Below are 18245 nucleotides of genomic sequence, written 5' to 3' on the forward strand. Positions count from 1 at the left end.
CGAGTCCCGCGTTGTGGTGCCGCGAGTCCCGACTTGCGGTGCGGTGTGTTCGGGATCCGGTGCCGCCTGTTCCGGCTTCTGTACGAAACCCGCGTCAGGCGTCGTAGTCGACCTCGACGGTGTCGGTGATGGGGTGGCTTTGGCAGGTGAGTACGAAGCCTTCGTCGAGTTCGGACTGCTCAAGGGCGAAGTTGCGCCTGAGGTCGACCTTGCCGGATATCACCTTGGCCCGGCAGGTTCCGCATACTCCGCCCTTGCAGGCGAATGGCAGGTCAGGTCGTCCTCGTTGCGCGCCTTCGAGCACCGAGGTCCCGGCGGGGACGGCCACCGTGGTCGCGCGTCCGTCGAGGCGCACGGTGACTTCGCTGGTCTCGCCTTCGATCTCTGGTTCGGGGTGTGTCGCGGGCGCGGGCGGCAGGTCGCCGACGTAGAACAACTCTTGGTGCACCCGCTCGCTCGCGACGTCGTGCTCGAGCAGCACGTCGCGGATGTCGGTGACCATCCCGAATGGCCCGCAGAGCCACCAGTGGCCGACCAACGCCGGGTCGCCGAGCAGCGGCAGCAACGCGCGGAGCCGGTCGGCGTCGAGTCGTCCGGTGAACAGCTCGACTTCGCGGGGCTCGCGAGAGAGCACGTGAATCAGGTCGAGCCGGGTCGGGTAGCGGTCTTTGAGGTCGGCCAGTTCGTCGGCGAACATCACCGTGCTGGTGCGCCGGTTGCCGTACAGCAGCGTCACCGTCGCCTCCGGGTGCCGCAGCACGGACGCCGCGATCGACAGCGCGGGGGTGATGCCGGAGCCCGCTACGACGAGCACGTGGTGTCCTGGCACGTCGAGGTCGGGTGTGAACGAGCCGGTGGGCGGAGATACCTCGATCTCGTCGCCTGGTTGGACGTCGTGTACCAGCCAGGACGAGAAGAGCCCATCCGGTACCTCGCGCACGCCGATGCGTGGCTTGGCGCCCGCGGGCGCGCAGATCGAGTAGTTACGTCGCTCCTCGCGGCCGTCGACCATCCGGCGCAGCACGAGTGACTGGCCGGGCCGGAAGTCGTAGCGGTCGGCGAGCTCGGCTGGGACGTCGAAGGTGACCGCGACGGCGTCGTCGCACAACCGTGTCACGTCGGCGACGGTCAGCGGGTGGAACTCGCCGCGAATCCGGGAAGGTGCGGGGGCGGTCACTAGATCTCCTTGACGTGTTCGAACGGTTCGGCGCACACGCGGCAGCGCCGCAGCGACTTGCACGCGGTCGCCGAGAACCGGGACAGCTCTTCCGTGTTGGCCGCCCCGCAGTGCGGACAGCGAACGGCGTGCACCGGGGAGCCGAGGGTGAGCGGAATCGGACCGTCGTTGCGGGGTGTGGCACCGGGCGGGGAGATGCCTGCCTCGGCCAGTTTGCGCTTGCCCTCGTCGGTGATCCAGTCACTGCTCCACGGCGGATGCAGCACGGTGCGCACGTCGACGTCGCGGTACCCGGCGTCGCGCAGCGCGTGCACCAGGTCGTCGCGCATGGTGTCCATCGCGGGACAGCCGGTGTAGGTGGGAGTGATGGTGACGACCACCGTTCCATCTACCTCGGACACATCGCGGAGCACGCCGAGGTCGGCGAGGGTGAGCATCGGCAGCTCGGGGTCGGTGACCGTCTCGGCGACCGCGCGGGGATCGGAGATCCGCCTTGCCTGGTTCGGTGTGTGGCGCCCTTGACTCGTTACCGCGCTCACCATGTCGCCTCCGGGTGCGCCCGTGCCACGGCCTGCATTTCGGCGAGCAGGAAGCCCATCTCCTCGGTGTGCACGCCATCGCGGCCCTTGCGGCCGGAAACACCAGCGAGTGGCGGGATGTCCGGCACCGTCAACGTGGCCGCCGAACACACCTGGGTAAGAACGTCGTCGAACTCCGTCCGCGACATGGCCGGGTCGACCGCGACGTCCGCCAGCGCACGCTCGACCGGGTGGGTGTCGAACAACTCACCGACGTAGGGCCACACGGCGTCCAATCCGGACTGCATCCGCCGGTGCGAGTAGTCCGTACCGTCGCCGAGTCGCACTGTCCATTGTGCCGCGTAGTCGCGGTGGTAGGTGACTTCCTTGACGCCCTTGGCGGCGATCGCGGCCAGCACCGGGTCACGCGAGTCGGTGAGCCGCCGCAAAAGCGCCAGCCGCCAGGTGGCGAAGACCAGCAGTTGTGCGATCACGAGGGCGAAGTCAACGGGCTCGTGGCTGGACAGTTCGGCGAGCCGGATGTTGCGGAACTCGTGCTCGTCGCGGAAGAATGCCAGCGCGTCCTCCGGTCGATCGGCGACAGCGGCACCGGCGGACGCCGGCATGGCCGTACCCGCCTTGCCCGCCCGCGTCAGCAGCAGCCGGGCCTGGCCGAGCAGGTCGAGTCCGATGTTCGCCAGGGCTACCTCATCCTCAAGCTCCGGTGCGCGGGTGCACCACTGCTGTAGCCGATGCGACATGATCAGTGCGTCGTCGCCGAGCATCAAGCAGTACGACGCCAGGTCGTTACCGTCCACACCGGACGGTAACGACGTGTCCACACCGGACAGTGGGTCGGTGAAGCCGGTGCCGAACGCCCAGCGGGCCTGGTCGTTGGCCTCGCTGACGGCTTCGTATGCGTTGTCGAATGACATCACTGGTCACGCTCACATGTGGGGCACGGTGTCGGGGATGTCGTAGAACGTTGGGTGCCGGTACACCTTGTCGGCGCTGGGCGCGAAGAACGGGTCCTTCTCATCCGGGCTGGACGCGGTGATGTCGGCGGCCTTGACCACCCAGATGCTCACGCCCTCGTTGCGCCGGGTGTAGAGGTCGCGCGCGTGGTGCAGGGCCATCTCGTCATCGGCGGCGTGCAGCGACCCGACGTGCACGTGGTTCAGTCCGCGCTTGCTGCGCACGAACACCTCGTACAGCGGCCACTCGTGCTTCACCGGCTCCATCTCCGGCCGCATCTCGCTCATAACATCTCCAGCTCTGTGACCATTGCCGATAACGGCGTCGACGTGTGCGTGTGCGCTGCGGTGAAACCGCTCATGCCGCCTCCCGATGCTTGCGGGCGTGCGCGGCCGCGGCCTCTCGCACCCACGCGCCCTCGTCGTGTGCCCGCTTGCGGTGGGCGACGCGCTGCGCGTTGCACGGTCCGTTGCCACGCAGCACCTCCTTGAACTCGGACCAGTCGATCTCGCCGAAGTCGTAGCTGCCGCGCTCGGCGTTCCACCGCAAATCCGGATCGGGCAGCGTCACACCCAACGCTTCGGCCTGCGGCACCGTCATGTCGACAAATCGCTGCCGCAACTCATCGTTGGTGTGGCGCTTGATCTTCCACGCCATCGACTGCGCGGTATTGGGCGAGTCGCCGTCCGGCGGGCCGAACATCATCAGCGACGGCCACCACCAGCGGTTCGTCGCCTCCTGCACCATCTCCCGCTGCGCGGCGGTGCCGCGCATCATCGTCATCAGCAGTTCGTAGCCCTGCCGCTGATGAAACGACTCCTCCTTACAGATCCGGATCATCGCCCGCGCGTACGGCCCATACGAACAACGGCACAGCGGCACCTGGTTACAGATCGCCGCGCCGTCGACCAGCCATCCGATGACGCCGACGTCGGCGAACGTCAACGTGGGGTAGTTGAAGATCGACGAATACTTCTGCTTGCCGCTGATCAACCGCTCAGTCAGATCACCCCGGTCGGCGCCCAGTGTCTCCGTGGCCGAGTACAGGTACAGCCCGTGCCCGGCCTCGTCTTGGACCTTCGCCAGCAGGATCGCCTTACGCCGCAACGACGGCGCCCGCGTGATCCAGTTGCCCTCCGGCTGCATCCCGATGATCTCGGAGTGCGCGTGTTGGGCGATCTGCCTGATCAGCGTCGCCCGGTACTTCTCAGGCACCCAGTCGCGCGGCTCGATGCGCTGATCGGCCTCGATGGTGCGCTCGAAGTGCGTCTCAAGCGATTCGGTGGTGGTCACTTCTGCTCCTTGGAGACCAGGGTCAGCACGTCGTACTTCGCCACCGACTCGCCGTCGGCGTTGGTGACGTCGGTGTCCCAGCGCACCTCGCCGTAGTCGGCGTTCTCGCGCGGGGTGATCTGCTTGGCGGTCAGCGTCACGGTCAGCTCGTCGCCCGGCTTGACCGGCGTCAGGAACCGAAGGTTCTCCAGGCCGTAGTTCGCGAGCACCGGCCCCGGCTCCGGCGCGACGAACAAGCCCGCCGCGAACGACACGACCAGGTAGCCGTGCGCGACGATGCCGCCGAACAGCGGGTTCGCCGCGGCGGCTTCCTCGTCGGTGTGGGCGTAGAACGTGTCGCCGGTGAAGTCCGCGAAGTGCGCGATGTCCTCCTCGGTGACTCGGCGCGGCCCGGCCACCACCGTGTCGCCGACCAGCAGCTCCGCGAGCGACTTGCGGAACGGGTGCGTGCCCTCACTGCGCGGCGCGCCGGGCACCCACTGACCGGTGACCTCGGTGAGCACGGTCGGACTGGCCTGGACGGCGGTGCGCTGCATGTGGTGCTTGACGCCGTTGAGGCCGCCCATCTCCTCGCCGCCACCAGCGCGACCAGGCCCGCCGTGCACCAGCGCGGGCAGCGGCGACCCGTGCCCGGTGGACTCCTTCGCGTCGTCGGCGTCCAGCACGAGCAGCCTGCCGTGCCATGGCGCGACGCCCAGCACGACCTCGCGGGCGAACGCCTTGTCCCCGGTCACCACCGACCCGACGAGGCTGCCCTCGCCGCGCGCCGCTAGCTCGATGACCTGCTCCGTCGAGGTGTAGGGGATGAGTGTGGCGACCGGCCCGAACGCCTCTACCTGGTGCGGCTCCGCGCGCTCGGCGTCGTCCACGCGCAGCAGAACCGGGGAGATGAACGCGCCCCGCTGGGCGTCGGCGTCGACGACGTCTACCTGCTCCGGGTCGCCGTAGACGACGGTGCCGACGTCCATAAGGGCCTTGAGCGAGCGCCGCACCTCCTCGCGCTGTTCGAGGCTCGCGAGTGCGCCCATCCGCACGCCCTCGCTGGCGGGGTTGCCAACGGTGACCTTCGCGAGCCGTTCGGATGCCGCGCTCGCGACGTCGTCCATCAGCTCGGCTGGCACGAAGGCACGTCGAATCGCGGTGCACTTCTGGCCCGCCTTGACGATCATCTCGGTGACCAACTGTTTGACGAAGAGATCGAACTCGGCTGTGCCCTTGGTGGACTCGCGGCCGAGAATCGAGAGGTTGAGCGAGTCGGCCTCGGCGTTGAACCGCACGGCGTTACGCACGATGCTCGGGTGCGCGCGGAGCTGGCTCGCGGTGGACGCCGAGCCGGTGAACGACACGACGTCCTGCGCGGTGACGTGGTCGAGCAGGTCACCGGCGCTGCCGCAAACCAGTTGCAGCGAACCCTCGGGGAGTATGCCCGACTCGACGATGATCTCGACAAGGCGATGCGTGAGGTACGCCGTCTGGCTGGCGGGCTTGATCAGCGACGGCATCCCGGCGAGGAACGCGGGCGCGAACTTCTCCAGCGGTCCCCACACCGGGAAGTTGAAGGCGTTGATCTGCACCGCGACGCCGTGCATCGGGCTCAGAATGTGCTGACCGACGAACGTGCCGCCCTTGCTCAGCGGCTCGACGGCGCCCTCGGGCCAGACGGTGTCGTTTGGCAGCTCCCGCCTGCCCTTACTCGAATAGGTGAACAGCACGCCGATGCCGCCGTCGATGTCGAACTTCGAGTCGCCCAGCGTCGCGCCGGTCTTGGCGGACAGCGCGTACAGCTCGTCCCGGTGTTCCCGCAGGTGGGAGGCGAGCGCCTTGAGGAGCGCGCCACGCTGATGGAACGTCAGCTCGCGGAGCGCGGGTCCGCCGACACGACGTCCGTAGTCCAGTGCCGCGGCCATGTCAATGCCAGTGGTGGACACCCGCGCGATCTCCTCGCCGGTCGCGGCGTCATGTACCGGGGTGCCCGCGTCGCTTGGGGTGTGCCAGGTGCCGGATACGTAGCTGCGCAGGGGACTCATGGGCGACCTTTCACGCTCGCTGGGGGGTAATTTACCTACCAGGTGTTCAGTAATTCATGCTAGCGCGATCGCGGGACGGGGGAAAGGGGCCTACTGGCGCTCGGTGGCGCTTCGCCGGGGAGGTCGCGCGATTGACGCCGGTTATCGGGCGTTATGCCCGGTCTTCCGGGCAAGGAGCCCGGCGAAGTCCAAGTCTCGCGGCCTTGACAGTGGTGGTCAGCCTGCCGTTGACTGGCCTGCGTAGGTCAATTACCAACCATTTGGTCAGGTATCGAGGCGGTGGAGCGGTGGCGGAATCGGCGGACACGCGGAACGCCGCCGAGCGGATGCTTGACGCCGACAAGGCGTCGCGCGCGCTCGGCATCGAGTTGACCGAGCTGTCCGAGGGGCGCGCGGTGATGACGATGGCGGTGAGCGACCTGATGGTCAACGGCCACGACATCGCCCATGGTGGCTACGTCTTCCTGCTGGCTGACACAGCGTTCGCGTGCGCGTGTAACAGCCATGGTCCGGTCACGGTCGCCGCGGGCGCCGAGGTTTCGTTCGTCGCCTCGGCTCGGCTAGGTGACGTTCTGGTCGCGACCGCCGAGGAGCGAACGCGCTACGGGCGCAACGGGATCTACGACGTCACGGTACGGCGCGCTGGTGCTGACGGCGCCGTCATCGCGGAGTTTCGCGGCAGGAGCCGGACCATCGAAAAGAACGGGGAGGCAGGGTGACAACGACGTCGGCAGGCTGGGACGAGGCGGAACGGCTCAGTGTGGCGGAGCTGCGGGAACGCCAGCTCGATCGGCTCCAATGGACGCTGCGCCACGCATACGAGAACGTGCCCGCCTACCGGCGGAAGTTCGACGAGGCAGGGGTGCGGCCCGAGGACTGCCGCACGCTCGATGACCTGGCGAAGTTCCCGTTCACCACCAAGCAAGACCTGCGCGACAACTACCCGTTCGGCATGTTCGCCGTGCCAAGGGAGCAGGTCAGCCGCATTCACGCATCCAGCGGTACCACGGGGAAACCGACCGTCGTCGGCTACACCGAGGCCGACGTGAGCATGTGGGCCGACGTCGTGGCGCGTTCCATCCGTGCGGCGGGTGGGCGTCCCGGCGACCTGGTGCATGTCGCCTACGGCTACGGGCTGTTCACCGGTGGGCTCGGCGCGCACTACGGTGCCGAGCGGCTGGGCTGCACCGTCGTCCCGGCGTCCGGTGGCATGACGGCGAGACAGGTGCGGCTCATCAACGACTTCCAGCCCGCGGTGATCATGGTGACGCCGTCCTACCTGCTCACACTGCTTGATGAGTTCGAGCGGCAAGGCCTCGATCCGCGCGGGACGTCGTTGCGAGTGGGCATCTTCGGGGCGGAACCGTGGACGGAGGAGATGCGCCGAGAGATCGAGGAGCGGATGGGCATCGACGCGGTCGACATCTACGGGCTGTCTGAAGTGATCGGGCCGGGTGTCGCACAGGAGTGCGTCGAGACCAAGGACGGTCTGCACATCTGGGAGGACCACTTCTATCCCGAGGTGATCGACCCGATCGAGGGTCACGTGTTGCCCGAGGGTGAGCGCGGCGAGTTGGTGTTCACATCGCTCACCAAAGAGGCCTTCCCGATCATTCGCTATCGGACCCGCGACCTAACACGGCTGCTGCCGGGCACCGCGCGACCGGCGTTCCGGCGGATGGAGAAGGTCACCGGCCGCAGTGACGACATGATCATCCTGCGCGGTGTGAACGTGTTCCCTACCCAGATCGAGGAGTTGCTGCTGCCGGTTGACGGGCTGTCGCCCCACTTCCAGTTGGTGCTGTCTACCGCGGACCGTATGGATCACATGACCGTGCGGGTGGAGGCGGAACCCGGTGCGTCCGCTGATGTGCGCAGGTCGGCGGCGGCGGAGTTGGTCGCGCGAGTCAAAGACAGTGTCGGCGTCAGCGTTACCGTCGACGTCACGGATCCTGACACGTTGGAGCGGTCGTTGGGGAAAATGCGTCGCGTGATCGACGAGCGGCCCGCTACCGTCCTGGAGCATGGCGGCTGACCATGTGATGTATCCACCGATCGAGCCCTATCGCCACGGGATGCTCGACGTCGGCGATGGGAACCACGTCTATTGGGAGGAATGCGGCAATCCCGATGGGAAGCCGGCGCTTGTGGTGCACGGCGGGCCGGGAACGGGTTGCGGAACTAGCGTACGGCGGATGTTCGACCCCGAGCGGTACCGGGTCGTGTTGTTCGACCAGCGTGGCTGCGGGCATAGCACGCCACACGCCAGCGATCCGGCCACGGATATGCGGCACAACACGACGCATCACCTGCTGTCTGATATGGAGCAGCTACGCGAATACCTCGGCATCGACCGGTGGTTGATGTATGGCGGATCGTGGGGCTCCACGCTAATCCTCGCGTATGCCGAGCGCTATCCACATAGGACGTCCGAAATCGTCATAAACGGCGTCACGATGTCGCGGCGTCGCGAGATCGACTGGCTGTACCGGGGGGTTGGGCGGTTCTTCCCCGAACAGTGGGAGCGGTTCCGCGCGGGTGTTCCTGAGTCCGAACGCGACGGTGACCTGCTCGCTGCCTACGCGCGGCTGATGGAACACCCTGACGCCGACGTGCGCGAGCGCGCCGCCGCGGACTGGAGCGCGTGGGAGGACGCCGTCCTCTCGCTGGAGCCGAACGGTGTCCCGAACGCCTACAGCGATCGGCCGTCCGATGCGCTGCTCGCGCTGGTGCGGATCTGTGCGCACTACTTTTCCCATGACATGTGGCTCGAGGACGACGAATTACTGCGCAACGCCGACCAGCTCGCTGGTATCCCTGGCGTGTTGGTACACGGTCGTCTCGACCTGAGCGGTCCGCTGGAGACGCCGTGGCTGTTGACTCGGGCGTGGCCGGACGCGGAACTGGTCATCATCGACGATTCCGGCCACACAGGCAGTGACACGCTGCGGAAGCGGATCGTGGCCGCGTTAGACGACTTCGCGACGCGGTAGGATCGGTCAGGAACTGTCTGGTTGTTCGGTGGTCATGGGTGTGGTCTCGGGTAGCGGAGCGACCCGGTTCCCTACCGCTTCGTCATGGTGGCCATCCGGTGCTCCTGCGTCATCGGCGCTTTCAGCCTGCTGGCGTTGCAGCTTGGGTGGCGGCGTGATGTACGGCCGGAGTCGCTCGCCAACCCGTTCGTAGAAGGTGGGCACGGCTCCCTCGAGCAGTTCGATGAAGGTGCGTGAGCCGCTGAACTTGCCTGCGAGGTCCTGCACCAATAGAACTTCGAAGCTCGTCGGTACTAGTGAGCGGTTCTCGGATTCGAGGACGCTGGCATTATCACGCAGATCGGCAAGCGATGCTTGGGTCGTGGGCGCCCTGCCTGGCCAGTACGCCCTGACATGGATGCCATGGGGATCGGTCTTGGTGAGTTGTCGCAACAGCCAGTTGATGCGGCTTGATGCGCGCTGTTTGTCGCGTGGTGCGGCCAGCGTCATGGAGACTGAGATGCAGCGACGTTGTAGGTCGGCGACAACGACGAGTGGCGCTGCGGCGTCGGGAATGTCAAAAGTGCAGCTCAGCCGATGTGTGGCGACAAGGCTTTCGCAATCGTCTCGCATCCGTGCCGTTGGATCCTCGCGGTGCGCACGGCTGAGTCGCAACCTGACCGTGTGACTTAGTTTGCGGCTTAACAGAAGACACAGATCGCGGGTTTCCTGGTGCCAGGCTGCGACACTGTCCTCAACTTCTGGCGCTGTTTTCGCCAGTCGCGCTCCCGACTGGACCTTTGAGTTCAACTCCTTCCATTCAGGGTTCATCCGGTCGAACGTCGTGACCGCCACACTGCGGTGCGAGAAGTAGCGCACCATCTCGTTGAGAATGAAGCGCTGTTCAGGTCGTTCGAAGTCGTATTCGTTGAGGAGCAGCATCGCTTCCGTGACGACGGACATCCACGACCAGTGGAACGTCTCGACACCTTTGGTTGCGCTTTTGGGTAGACGTACCGGGCTGTGCCGCGGTGTTGCGACGAACTGATTGGAGATCGTCAGCAGTGCGGGAACGTTGTTGCTCCGCGCGAGGTTGAGGTACTTCGTGAGTTGGTCAGCATCAATCTCCGTTCGGCCGATCTTCGCTTCTACAAGGCAGTGCCACTGCCTGCCGCGACCACCATCAACGACGATCAGCCCGTCTGGACGAATCTTGTCGCTGTTTCCGTCGAAGACGACCTCGGTGAAGCACTCCAAGCTGGCACGAACACCGAGGCGCTGGCCAATGTGCTGCAGCATGGCCTTCGCGAACGGTGGGACGCTGGTCAGCGCCGCGAGCATGATGGATACCGCGCGTGCTTCTTTCGACGTGTCTGCACCGACGGGAATGAGTCGTGCGGGTTCTCCTGAACTGAGATACGTGGGGCGAGTGCTCATAGCGTTTCCCTCGTGGACGTCGTTGTCCTGTTACTCGCTGGTCGCACGGCTACTCGTGCGACGCTGCGGGCGTGGCTTGTGCTTAGAAAGAAGATTCGACGGGAAACGTCCTCGCGTTACATCGCGACTACGTAGTGCGACAATCTCGCACGCCTGAGATGCTACGGCGGGAAGCGCTGCGGTGATGATCAGTGCGATGAGCTGTCACGGGCAACGCTGGAACTTCCGAGTCCGCTGGAGGTCAAGGCTGCTACTCGGTCGGCTCGTCCGGGCCCGCGTTCGGGCTTTCCGGGTCCTGGGTATCGATATCGTGCCGGAACGCTGGTTCCTCGGTGTCGTCCTCGTCGCGACGTTGCTCGGCGCGCTCGCCGAAGACGCGCTCCTCCAGCGCGTCAACCGCGTCGTCGGGGCGTGTCTGCGGGTCGTCCGGCATGTCACGGTCGTGGTCGTCGGCTGGCTCGATCACGATGGCGGCACCTCCTTGACGTCCATGCTTCCCCCGCTGATCGTTCGGCGGCAACCGGAGACCCGGTGTCGCCGGGGTGGGTTACCCCACCTGGTGTTTCCTAACCAGGCGCGTCACCTGCCGCTAGCCGACTGCGGTGGCGCGCTGCGCGGTGCGCTCGATCATGTCAGCGAACCGAGGCCACAGCGGCTCAGGTAAGTCATGGCCCATACCGTTGATGACGTGCAGCTCAGCGCCAGGCACGGCGCGTACCGTCGCCAGCCCGCAGCCGACGTTGATCAGCAGGTCGTCCGCGCCGTGGATGACCGATGTCGGCAACCGCAGCCGCTTCAGCATCGGCGTGCGATCCTGTGCCGCGATAGCCGCGGCCAGTTGCCGCGCCGTGCCCGCCCGGTTGACGCCCCTGTCGAACGTACGCTCCGCGCGCGTGCGCAGTCGTTTCTCGTCGGCCGGGTAGGCGGGTGAACCGATCACGCTCGCCATCCGCAGGTGATGGGTGATGTAGCCGTCGCGGTCGCGCGGCGGAGCGGTGAGCAGCGTTGACACGGCCTTGCGGTGTGGCCGCCAGACCAACCGGTTGCCGGTATGCGACATGATCGACGTCAGCGAGCGCACCCGATCGGCGTGCCGAATGGCCAGCAGTTGACCGATCATGCCGCCCAGCGACGCACCGACGACGTGCGCCGACGCGATGCCGAGCCGGGTCAGTAGTGCGGCCGCGTCGTCGGACATGTCATCCAGCGAGTAGGCGGTCTTTCTGCCCAAGTATGCGGCGGGCAGGCTCACCGCGCCGCCAATCGACGTCGAGCGGCCGCAGTCCCGGTTGTCGAACCGGATGACGTGAAAGCCGCGCCCGGCGAGCAGTTGGCAGAACTCCTCGTCCCACCAGATCATTGGTGCCGACAGCCCCATGATCAGCAACAGCGGCTCGCCATCGGGCGGCCCGAACGATTCGTAGCAGACATCGATGCCGTTGACGCCTTCCGCGAACTGCTCGGGCATGCGCTCCACCTCTCCCGTGATCAGGACACCAGGGTAGGCCGGAGTTCAGTTCGCCGCGCAGATCTCCGCGACGAAGTGGGTCGAGTTCCGCCGTCATCGTTGTCGGATCGCCGTTCGCCGCGACGTCGGGCGGCGTAGCGCTTGCTAGGACGTCTATTCGCTGCTCTCCGAGCCCTCGGCGTCGGTGTCGCTTTCCAGCAGGCCCTGGCGCAGTTTGGCGAGGGTGCGGCTGAGCAGGCGTGACACGTGCATTTGCGAGATGCCTACGCGCTCGGCGATCTGTGTCTGCGTGAGGTTGTAGTAGAAGCGCAGCGCGATGATGTGCCGTTCCCGCTGCGGCAGCTCGCGGATGAGCGGTTCGAGCGCCTCGTGGTTCTCGACGCCTTCGATCCCCGCGTCCTGCTCCCCAATGGCCTCGCCGAGCGGCATTCCTTCGCCGTCATTGCCGAGTGACTCGTCCAGCGATGACGCGTGGTAGGCCTGGCCCGCTTCGAGCCCCTCATACACTTCGTCCCTGCTGATCCCGAGGTGGTTGGCGATTTCGGCGGGTGTCGGCGCCCTGCCCAGCTCTTGCGCGAGGCGTGTGCTGGCTCCGGACACCGACAGGTGTAACTCCTTGAGCCTGCGTGGCACACGCATTGCCCAGCTGGCATCGCGAAAGTGCCTGCGGACCTCTCCCATGACCGTCGGCACCGCGTACGAGAGGAAATCGCTGCCCTTGTCCGGCTCGAACCGGTCCACCGCATTGATGAGTCCAACGGTGGCGACCTGCACGAGATCCTCTTTCGGTGTGCCCCTGCCCGCGAACCGGTGTGCGATGTGCTCTGCCAGCGGGAGGTAGCCCCTCACCAGCTCGTCCCGAATGGTCCCGCGACGCGGGTCGTCGTCAGCAAGGACGGCGAGCTCCTCAAACAGCGGAACCAAATGGTCGTACTCGTGTGATGAGTGCCGCTGCTGCGATGTCGCCGCCTGTCTCACCGGCTTACCACCGGCCTGCGCTTGACGAACTCGATGTGCACCTCGTGCAGCGAGTCCTCAAGCTGATCGGCCCAACTCGTGACGCCGTCAGTGAGCGTCGTCAGCACGCGCCAGCCGAACGTGGATTCGCTCGGCGTCACGTCCTCCGCCGATGTGACGGTCACCGTGAACATGATGTCGTCCGCGCCGATGGTGAACCGGCATGCCAACACCGAACCGGCAACGGCGTGGGCGATTAGTGAAGAACATGCCTCATCGACGGCGAGTTCCAGGTCGGATATCGCGTCGACATCGAAGTCGGCGCGCATCGCGATATTGACCGCCACGGCGCGAACGATCGGGAGGTGGACCAAGTTCGCACCGAGGCGCATTTCGATGTCATCCTTCGCGCCGATGTCACTCCCGGCGCGCTGTTGCGCATCTGCCACTTTTCACCACGTTCTTTAACTACTGCGGGCCCGCCGCGAGTATCGCCGCTCTCGCGACCACTGTGCCGTGCGATGACCTGCTCCGCAGGTCTCGCCATTCGCTCGGCGTAGTACGTATACCCACCAGGGTGCCGGCTCAATCCTGTTCGGCCCCGTGCTCCATGAGGGGTTTACCACGTCCGCGTCGCGGCCTCGGCAAGATCCGCCTAGCCTGCAACGGTGACCTGGTGGCATGCGATCGTGATCTCCGCGGCGGGTATCTGGGCCGGAATGATCAATACCGTTGTTGGTTCGGGCACTCTTGTGACTTTCCCCGTGTTGATCACGCTCGGCTATCCGCCCGTCACGGCCACGACGTCTAACGCCATCGGGCTCATCCCGGGGGCCATTAGCGGGTCGATCGGCTACCGGAAGGAACTCACGGGACAAGCGGGCAGGGTCACCCGGCTCGCCGTCGGATCCGTCGTCGGTGCCATCGGTGGCTCGATCCTGCTGCTCGCGTTGCCGCCCGATGCGTTCGAGACTGTCGTGCCGTGGCTCATCGGCCTCGCGCTTGTGTTGGTAGTAGCCCAGCCCAAGGTCAGCGCTTGGGTGTTGCGGCGCAGCGGCAGCGCTGACGGCCACGGCGGGCCGGTCCTGTTCACGTTCGTGCTGCTGATCGGCGTCTACGGTGGTTACTTCACCGCCGCACAGGGCGTGATGCTGATGGCGGTGCTCGGCATGTTCCTGAACGAGCCGATACAGCGCCTCAACGGCGTGAAGAACGTGCTCGCCGCGGTTGTTAATACCGTCGCTGGAGTCGTGTACGCCTTCTATGCCCCGGTGAGTTGGCCGGTGATTGGCTTGCTCGCGGTAAGCTCCACGGTCGGCGGCCTGCTCGGGGCGAAGATCGGCCGCAAACTCCCGCCGCGCGTGCTGCGGGCCGTGATCGTGCTAGTCGCCGTGGCCGCGATCGTCAAGCTTGTACTCGATTGAGCCTCGGCGAGACCTGCTCGCATGGGGCGGCAGCGGCGGCGTGCCGCCCCATGGCGCGGTCAGCGCGGAAACGAAGTCGCGGTGGCGAGCAGGGTGTCGTTCTCTTCTGGCGTCCCGATGGTGACCCGCGCGCCGTCGCCGACGAAGGGCCGCACGATCACCTTGCTCTCCAGCGCGTGCTCGGCGAAGTCCGCAGTACGCTCACCAAGCGGCAGCCACACGAAGTTCGCTTGGGACTCAGGCACGTCGTAGCCTGCCGCTAGCAGCCCGTCGCGCACGCGTTCACGTTCTGCCACCAACTCAACGCACCTGGCGAGTAGTTCCTTCTCGGCGTCCAGCGAGGCCAATGCCGCCGCCTGCGCGACTGAGTTGACGCTGAACGGCACGTAAACCTTCCGGGTCGCTGACACCACGGTCTCGTTCGAGATCAGGTAGCCGACCCGCAGTCCGGCGAGACCGTAGGCCTTGGAGAACGTGCGTAGCACCGCGACGTTGTCCCTGCCTGGCAGCAGGCTGAGGCCGTCCGGCACGTCGGGATCGGTTACGTACTCCCGGTATGCCTCGTCCAGCACGACCAGCACGTTGTCCGGCACGGTGTCCAGGAACCGTTCCAGTGCCTCGCGGCGCACCGCCGTGCCAGTGGGGTTATTCGGGTTGCACACGAACACCACACGAGTCTTAGGAGTGATCGCGGCGGCCATGGCGTCGAGATCGTGCGCGTACGTGTCATCCAGTGGGATGGTGACCTGGTGCGCGCCGACGACCTGGGTGATGATCGGGTACGCCTCGAACGAGCGCCAGGCGAACAGCACCTCATCGCCTGGCGCGCAGAACGCCTGGATGAGCTGTTGGCATAGTGACACCGAGCCGCAGCCGATCGCGACCTGATCTTGGCTGACGTCCAGCTTCGACGCGAGCCGCTCGACCAGCGCGAACGCCCCCATGTCGGGATAGCGGTTGGCCGACTTCGCCGCGTCGGCGATGACGTCGAGCACGCTGGGTAGCGGGCCCAGTGGTACTTCGTTACTTGCCAGTTTGATGGCGCCGGGAATGGAACGCCCCGGCACGTAGGCCGGCAGCGAGTCGAGATCTGCGCGCGGCGAGACGGGCATAGGTTCAGCTCCTGGTCTTCTCCGGTGCTCATGGCACCTCGGTACGGTTGCGTGGGTCCCACGTGAGGTACGACCTTGAGGTTAGCGGTTCTCCTGGTGTGCGTACTGGACAAATCAGGCTTAATCGGCTCACGTGGTTGAACTTGCCCGCGAATGGTTCCACTCGCGGGCCAACTCCCGCCTCGGGTACCCACTCGCGGCAGCGGGTCTGGCGCGTGTCGGCGGGCATGGGCTAGGAAGGGTGCATGACACCGCAGTCCCATCCCCACGTTGATGCCCCGGAAGTCCTGTGGCGACCTGACGAGGACCACGTCGCGGACACCGCTATCGAGCGGTTCCGTCAGTGGTTGCGTGACACCAAGAACGTGCAGGTCACCAACTACGACGAACTTTGGAACTGGTCGGTAACCGAACTCGATGCCTTCTGGGACGCGACGGCCGAGTTCTGCGGTGTGCGCTGGCACGATCGCCCGACGGCGGTCACCGAGGGCGAGCGGATGCCAGGTGTGCATTGGTTCCCCGGGGGCTCGTTGAACTATGCCGAGCACGCGCTGTCTGGCGGGATCGCCGGTGCGGAGAAGCGTGACGATGAGCTGGCGGTGATCTTCCACCGGGAGGACGGTCTTACCTCGCAGCTCACCTACGGGCGGTTGCGCTCGCAGGTCGCCGCCGCGCGGGCGGCATTGTCGTCGCTCGGCGTGGGAATGGGCGATCGGGTGGTCGCGCTCGCGCCGAACTGCCCACAGACTTTGGTCGCTTTCCTCGCGGCAGCGAGCCTCGGCGCGGTGTGGTCATCCTGCTCGCCGGACTTCGGCGTGCGGGCCATCGCTGACCGCTTCACCCAGATCGAGCCGAAGGTGCTCGTCGCGGTCGACGGTTACATGTATGGCGGGCGGACGTTCGACATCACTGGCACGGTGCGCGAGCTGCGCGCGGAGATGCCTTCGTTGAACGCGACCGTACTGATCGACTACGCCGGTACTGGTCGCGTCGAGGACGCGCTCGACTGGGACGCGCTGCTCGCCCAGCAGGAGGGCGCGCCGCTCGCGTTCGATCCGGTGCCGTTCGAGCACCCGTTGTGGGTGCTGTACTCATCGGGCACCACAGGTCTGCCGAAGGGCATCGTCCAGGGGCACGGCGGTATCACGCTGGAGCATCTGAAGTCGCTGTCGTTGCAGATGGACCTCGGGCCAGGCGAGCGGTTCTTCTGGTTCACCACGACCGGCTGGATGATGTGGAACTTCCTGATCTCCGGCCTGCTTGTCGGGTCGACAGTCGTACTCTTCGACGGCAGTCCTGGTTATCCGGACCTCGGTGCGTTGTGGCGACTCGCGGAGCAGCACCGGATCACCTACCTGGGGGTCTCGGCGCCCTATATCCAGCAGTGTTTCAAGCAACGGCTCAAGCCCGCTCAGGAGCACGACCTGTCCGCGCTGCGGGCGGTCGGCTCGACCGGTGCGCCGCTCAGCGTTGAGGGCTTCCGATGGATCATCGACGAGCTCGGCAGGGACGAGCACGGACGGCCAGTGCAGATCTGCTCGGTATCCGGTGGCACTGACGTGTGTACCGCGTTCGTGGGGGCCTCACCGGACGTGCCGGTATGGCTTGGTGAGCTGTCCTGCCGCGCGCTTGGGGCGGCGGTCGCGGCGTTCGACGAGGACGGCAACGAGGTCGTGGAGCAGGTCGGCGAGTTGGTGATTACCAAGCCGATGCCGTCGATGCCGGTGTTCTTCTGGAACGACCCGGACGGCTCCCGGCTGCACTCGGCATACTTCGACGAGTACCCGGGCGTATGGCGGCACGGCGACTGGATCCGCATCACATCGCGTGGATCGTCGGTCATCTACGGTCGCAGTGACTCAACGCTGAATCGGGGCGGCGTGCGGATGGGCACAGCCGAGTTCTACCGGGTGGTCGAGGGGCGCGACGAGATCGCGGACTCCCTGGTGATCGACACCACGCGCGTTGGCGAGGACGAGGGAAAGCTGCTGTGCTTCGTCGTGATGGCGCCTGGCGCGTCGCTTTCGGATGTGGAGCCAGAGCTACGCAAGGAGCTGCGCTCGGCGCTTTCACCCCGGCACGTGCCGGACGAGTTCATCGAGGTCAGCGAGGTGCCGCGCACGCTCAACGGCAAGAAATGCGAGGTCCCCGTGAAGAAGATCCTCAGCGGTGTGCGGCCCGAAAAGGCTGTGTCGGCTGACGCGCTGGCCAACCCGATGGCGCTTGAGCCGTTCATCGCCAGGGCAACCGGGGCAGCCACGCGCTGACATCGTGCGGTGAACGCTGTTTTCGTTGCGTTGGGCGAGGTAGAAGGTGCTCTGCCTGCGCTCAACGCGGCGGCGGCGCGCATCACTCCCCACGGACGGGGGCCCGTAGCGTTGGCTATGAGCGGACATGTAATGTAGTTGCTCACTGGCCATCCGCCTGGGAGGCTTCGCCTAGTCTGGTCTATGGCGCCGCACTGCTAATGCGGTTGGGGGCAACACCCCCTCGCGGGTTCGAATCCCGCAGCCTCCGCTGAGCTTGGGCCGATCAGCACCCGGTTGCTGGCTGGTTCGAGCGATCAGCTAGCCTGCTAGCTGAACAAACTGAAAACAAGCGCCCCTAGCTCAACGGATAGAGCATCTGACTACGGATCAGAAGGTTGGGGGTTCGAATCCCTCGGGGCGCGCGCTTGTGACCATGATGAATGCCCCGCTGACCAGCACAAATCCGGTCAGCGGGGCATTCGTCGTTGTGCGGCCGTATGCGGCCGTGTGTGGCGCTGTGCGGCTGGCTGTGGGCCATTTGTGGGCCGCAGGTCCAGTTCGTTGAGGACGTCGCGAGCCCCGGACTATCCCGCGTGCTGGTCGCTCTTTCGCCCAGTGATCACGATATGTCGAACC

The 18245-nt window shown here is 66.0% G+C and carries 17 protein-coding genes and 2 tRNA genes; 7 read left to right on the forward strand and 12 right to left on the reverse strand.

Going from position 1 to position 18245, the window contains the following annotated elements:
• Positions 1-94: 94 nt before the first annotated feature.
• From paaE to paaZ, 6 genes are all read right to left on the reverse strand, one after another.
• Positions 95-1177: a 1,2-phenylacetyl-CoA epoxidase subunit PaaE gene (gene paaE, locus ACFQGD_RS02325; protein ID WP_345406717.1), complete on the reverse strand. Its 1083-nt coding sequence runs from the start codon at positions 1175-1177 to the stop codon at positions 95-97.
• Complete coding sequence (gene paaD / locus ACFQGD_RS02330; protein WP_345406719.1) at positions 1177-1719, reverse strand: 1,2-phenylacetyl-CoA epoxidase subunit PaaD; 543 nt, start codon at positions 1717-1719, stop codon at positions 1177-1179. Before paaD ends, paaE begins: the two co-directional genes overlap by 1 nt.
• Entirely contained in the window at positions 1713-2630 is a 918-nt protein-coding gene (paaC, locus tag ACFQGD_RS02335) for a 1,2-phenylacetyl-CoA epoxidase subunit PaaC (protein ID WP_345406721.1), read from the reverse strand. Before paaC ends, paaD begins: the two co-directional genes overlap by 7 nt.
• A 12-nt stretch (positions 2631-2642) precedes the next feature.
• Positions 2643-2927: a 1,2-phenylacetyl-CoA epoxidase subunit PaaB gene (paaB, locus tag ACFQGD_RS02340; RefSeq protein ID WP_345407529.1), complete on the reverse strand. Its 285-nt coding sequence runs from the start codon at positions 2925-2927 to the stop codon at positions 2643-2645.
• A 100-nt stretch (positions 2928-3027) separates the two neighbouring features.
• Positions 3028-3963, reverse strand: coding sequence for a 1,2-phenylacetyl-CoA epoxidase subunit PaaA (gene paaA / locus ACFQGD_RS02345; RefSeq protein WP_345406723.1), 936 nt, complete (start codon positions 3961-3963; stop codon positions 3028-3030).
• On the reverse strand, positions 3960-5990 hold the full coding sequence (gene paaZ / locus ACFQGD_RS02350; protein WP_345406725.1) for a phenylacetic acid degradation bifunctional protein PaaZ: 2031 nt from the start codon (positions 5988-5990) through the stop codon (positions 3960-3962). The genes paaA and paaZ overlap by 4 nt, the downstream gene beginning before the upstream one ends.
• 326 nt (positions 5991-6316) lie before the next feature.
• Between paaZ and paaI the strand changes: the two genes are divergently transcribed.
• Genes paaI through pip form a run of 3 tightly spaced genes read left to right on the forward strand, consistent with a single transcriptional unit; the run spans position 6317 to position 8983 of the window.
• Positions 6317-6709: a hydroxyphenylacetyl-CoA thioesterase PaaI gene (gene paaI, locus ACFQGD_RS02355; protein WP_345407532.1), complete on the forward strand. Its 393-nt coding sequence runs from the start codon at positions 6317-6319 to the stop codon at positions 6707-6709.
• A complete protein-coding gene (gene paaK / locus ACFQGD_RS02360; RefSeq protein WP_345406727.1) occupies positions 6706-8025 on the forward strand; it encodes a phenylacetate--CoA ligase PaaK in 1320 nt (439 codons plus the stop codon). Before paaI ends, paaK begins: the two co-directional genes overlap by 4 nt.
• Positions 8015-8983, forward strand: a complete 969-nt coding sequence (gene pip / locus ACFQGD_RS02365; RefSeq protein ID WP_345406729.1) for a prolyl aminopeptidase — start codon at positions 8015-8017, stop codon at positions 8981-8983. The genes paaK and pip overlap by 11 nt, the downstream gene beginning before the upstream one ends.
• A gap of 6 nt (positions 8984-8989) precedes the next feature.
• Here the strand turns inward: pip and ACFQGD_RS02370 are convergent, their stop codons facing one another.
• The 5 genes from ACFQGD_RS02370 to ACFQGD_RS02390 form a co-directional block, all read right to left on the reverse strand.
• Positions 8990-10303 carry a hypothetical protein gene (locus ACFQGD_RS02370; protein WP_345406732.1) on the reverse strand — a complete coding sequence of 438 codons (1314 nt, stop codon included), beginning with the start codon at positions 10301-10303 and terminating at the stop codon, positions 8990-8992.
• Between the two features lie 346 nt (positions 10304-10649).
• Positions 10650-10865: a hypothetical protein gene (locus tag ACFQGD_RS02375; protein WP_345406735.1), complete on the reverse strand. Its 216-nt coding sequence runs from the start codon at positions 10863-10865 to the stop codon at positions 10650-10652.
• Between the two features lie 123 nt (positions 10866-10988).
• Entirely contained in the window at positions 10989-11867 is an 879-nt protein-coding gene (locus tag ACFQGD_RS02380) for an alpha/beta fold hydrolase (RefSeq protein ID WP_345406738.1), read from the reverse strand.
• A 153-nt stretch (positions 11868-12020) separates the two neighbouring features.
• Positions 12021-12845 carry a SigB/SigF/SigG family RNA polymerase sigma factor gene (locus tag ACFQGD_RS02385; protein WP_345406741.1) on the reverse strand — a complete coding sequence of 275 codons (825 nt, stop codon included), beginning with the start codon at positions 12843-12845 and terminating at the stop codon, positions 12021-12023.
• Positions 12842-13273: an ATP-binding protein gene (locus ACFQGD_RS02390; protein WP_345406744.1), complete on the reverse strand. Its 432-nt coding sequence runs from the start codon at positions 13271-13273 to the stop codon at positions 12842-12844. Before ACFQGD_RS02390 ends, ACFQGD_RS02385 begins: the two co-directional genes overlap by 4 nt.
• A 219-nt stretch (positions 13274-13492) precedes the next feature.
• On the opposite strand from ACFQGD_RS02390, the gene ACFQGD_RS02395 reads away from it, so the two are divergent.
• Entirely contained in the window at positions 13493-14248 is a 756-nt protein-coding gene (locus ACFQGD_RS02395; RefSeq protein ID WP_345406747.1) for a sulfite exporter TauE/SafE family protein, read from the forward strand.
• A 59-nt stretch (positions 14249-14307) separates the two neighbouring features.
• Here the strand turns inward: ACFQGD_RS02395 and hisC are convergent, their stop codons facing one another.
• On the reverse strand, positions 14308-15360 hold the full coding sequence (hisC, locus tag ACFQGD_RS02400) for a histidinol-phosphate transaminase (RefSeq protein WP_345406750.1): 1053 nt from the start codon (positions 15358-15360) through the stop codon (positions 14308-14310).
• 245 nt (positions 15361-15605) lie between these two features.
• Here hisC and ACFQGD_RS02405 point away from each other — a divergent pair, with 245 nt between their 5' ends.
• The 3 genes from ACFQGD_RS02405 to ACFQGD_RS02415 all read left to right on the forward strand — a co-directional run bounded on the left by ACFQGD_RS02405 (position 15606) and on the right by ACFQGD_RS02415 (position 18031).
• Positions 15606-17627 carry an acetoacetate--CoA ligase gene (locus ACFQGD_RS02405; RefSeq protein ID WP_345406753.1) on the forward strand — a complete coding sequence of 674 codons (2022 nt, stop codon included), beginning with the start codon at positions 15606-15608 and terminating at the stop codon, positions 17625-17627.
• A 160-nt stretch (positions 17628-17787) separates the two neighbouring features.
• A tRNA-Ser gene (locus ACFQGD_RS02410) sits at positions 17788-17877 on the forward strand.
• An 81-nt stretch (positions 17878-17958) separates the two neighbouring features.
• Positions 17959-18031: transfer RNA gene (locus ACFQGD_RS02415), tRNA-Arg, on the forward strand.
• The last annotated feature ends 214 nt before the right edge of the window (positions 18032-18245 follow it).

Origin of the sequence: Haloechinothrix salitolerans, assembly GCF_042662605.1 — a bacterium.
GTDB lineage: Bacteria > Actinomycetota > Actinomycetes > Mycobacteriales > Pseudonocardiaceae > Haloechinothrix_A > Haloechinothrix_A salitolerans.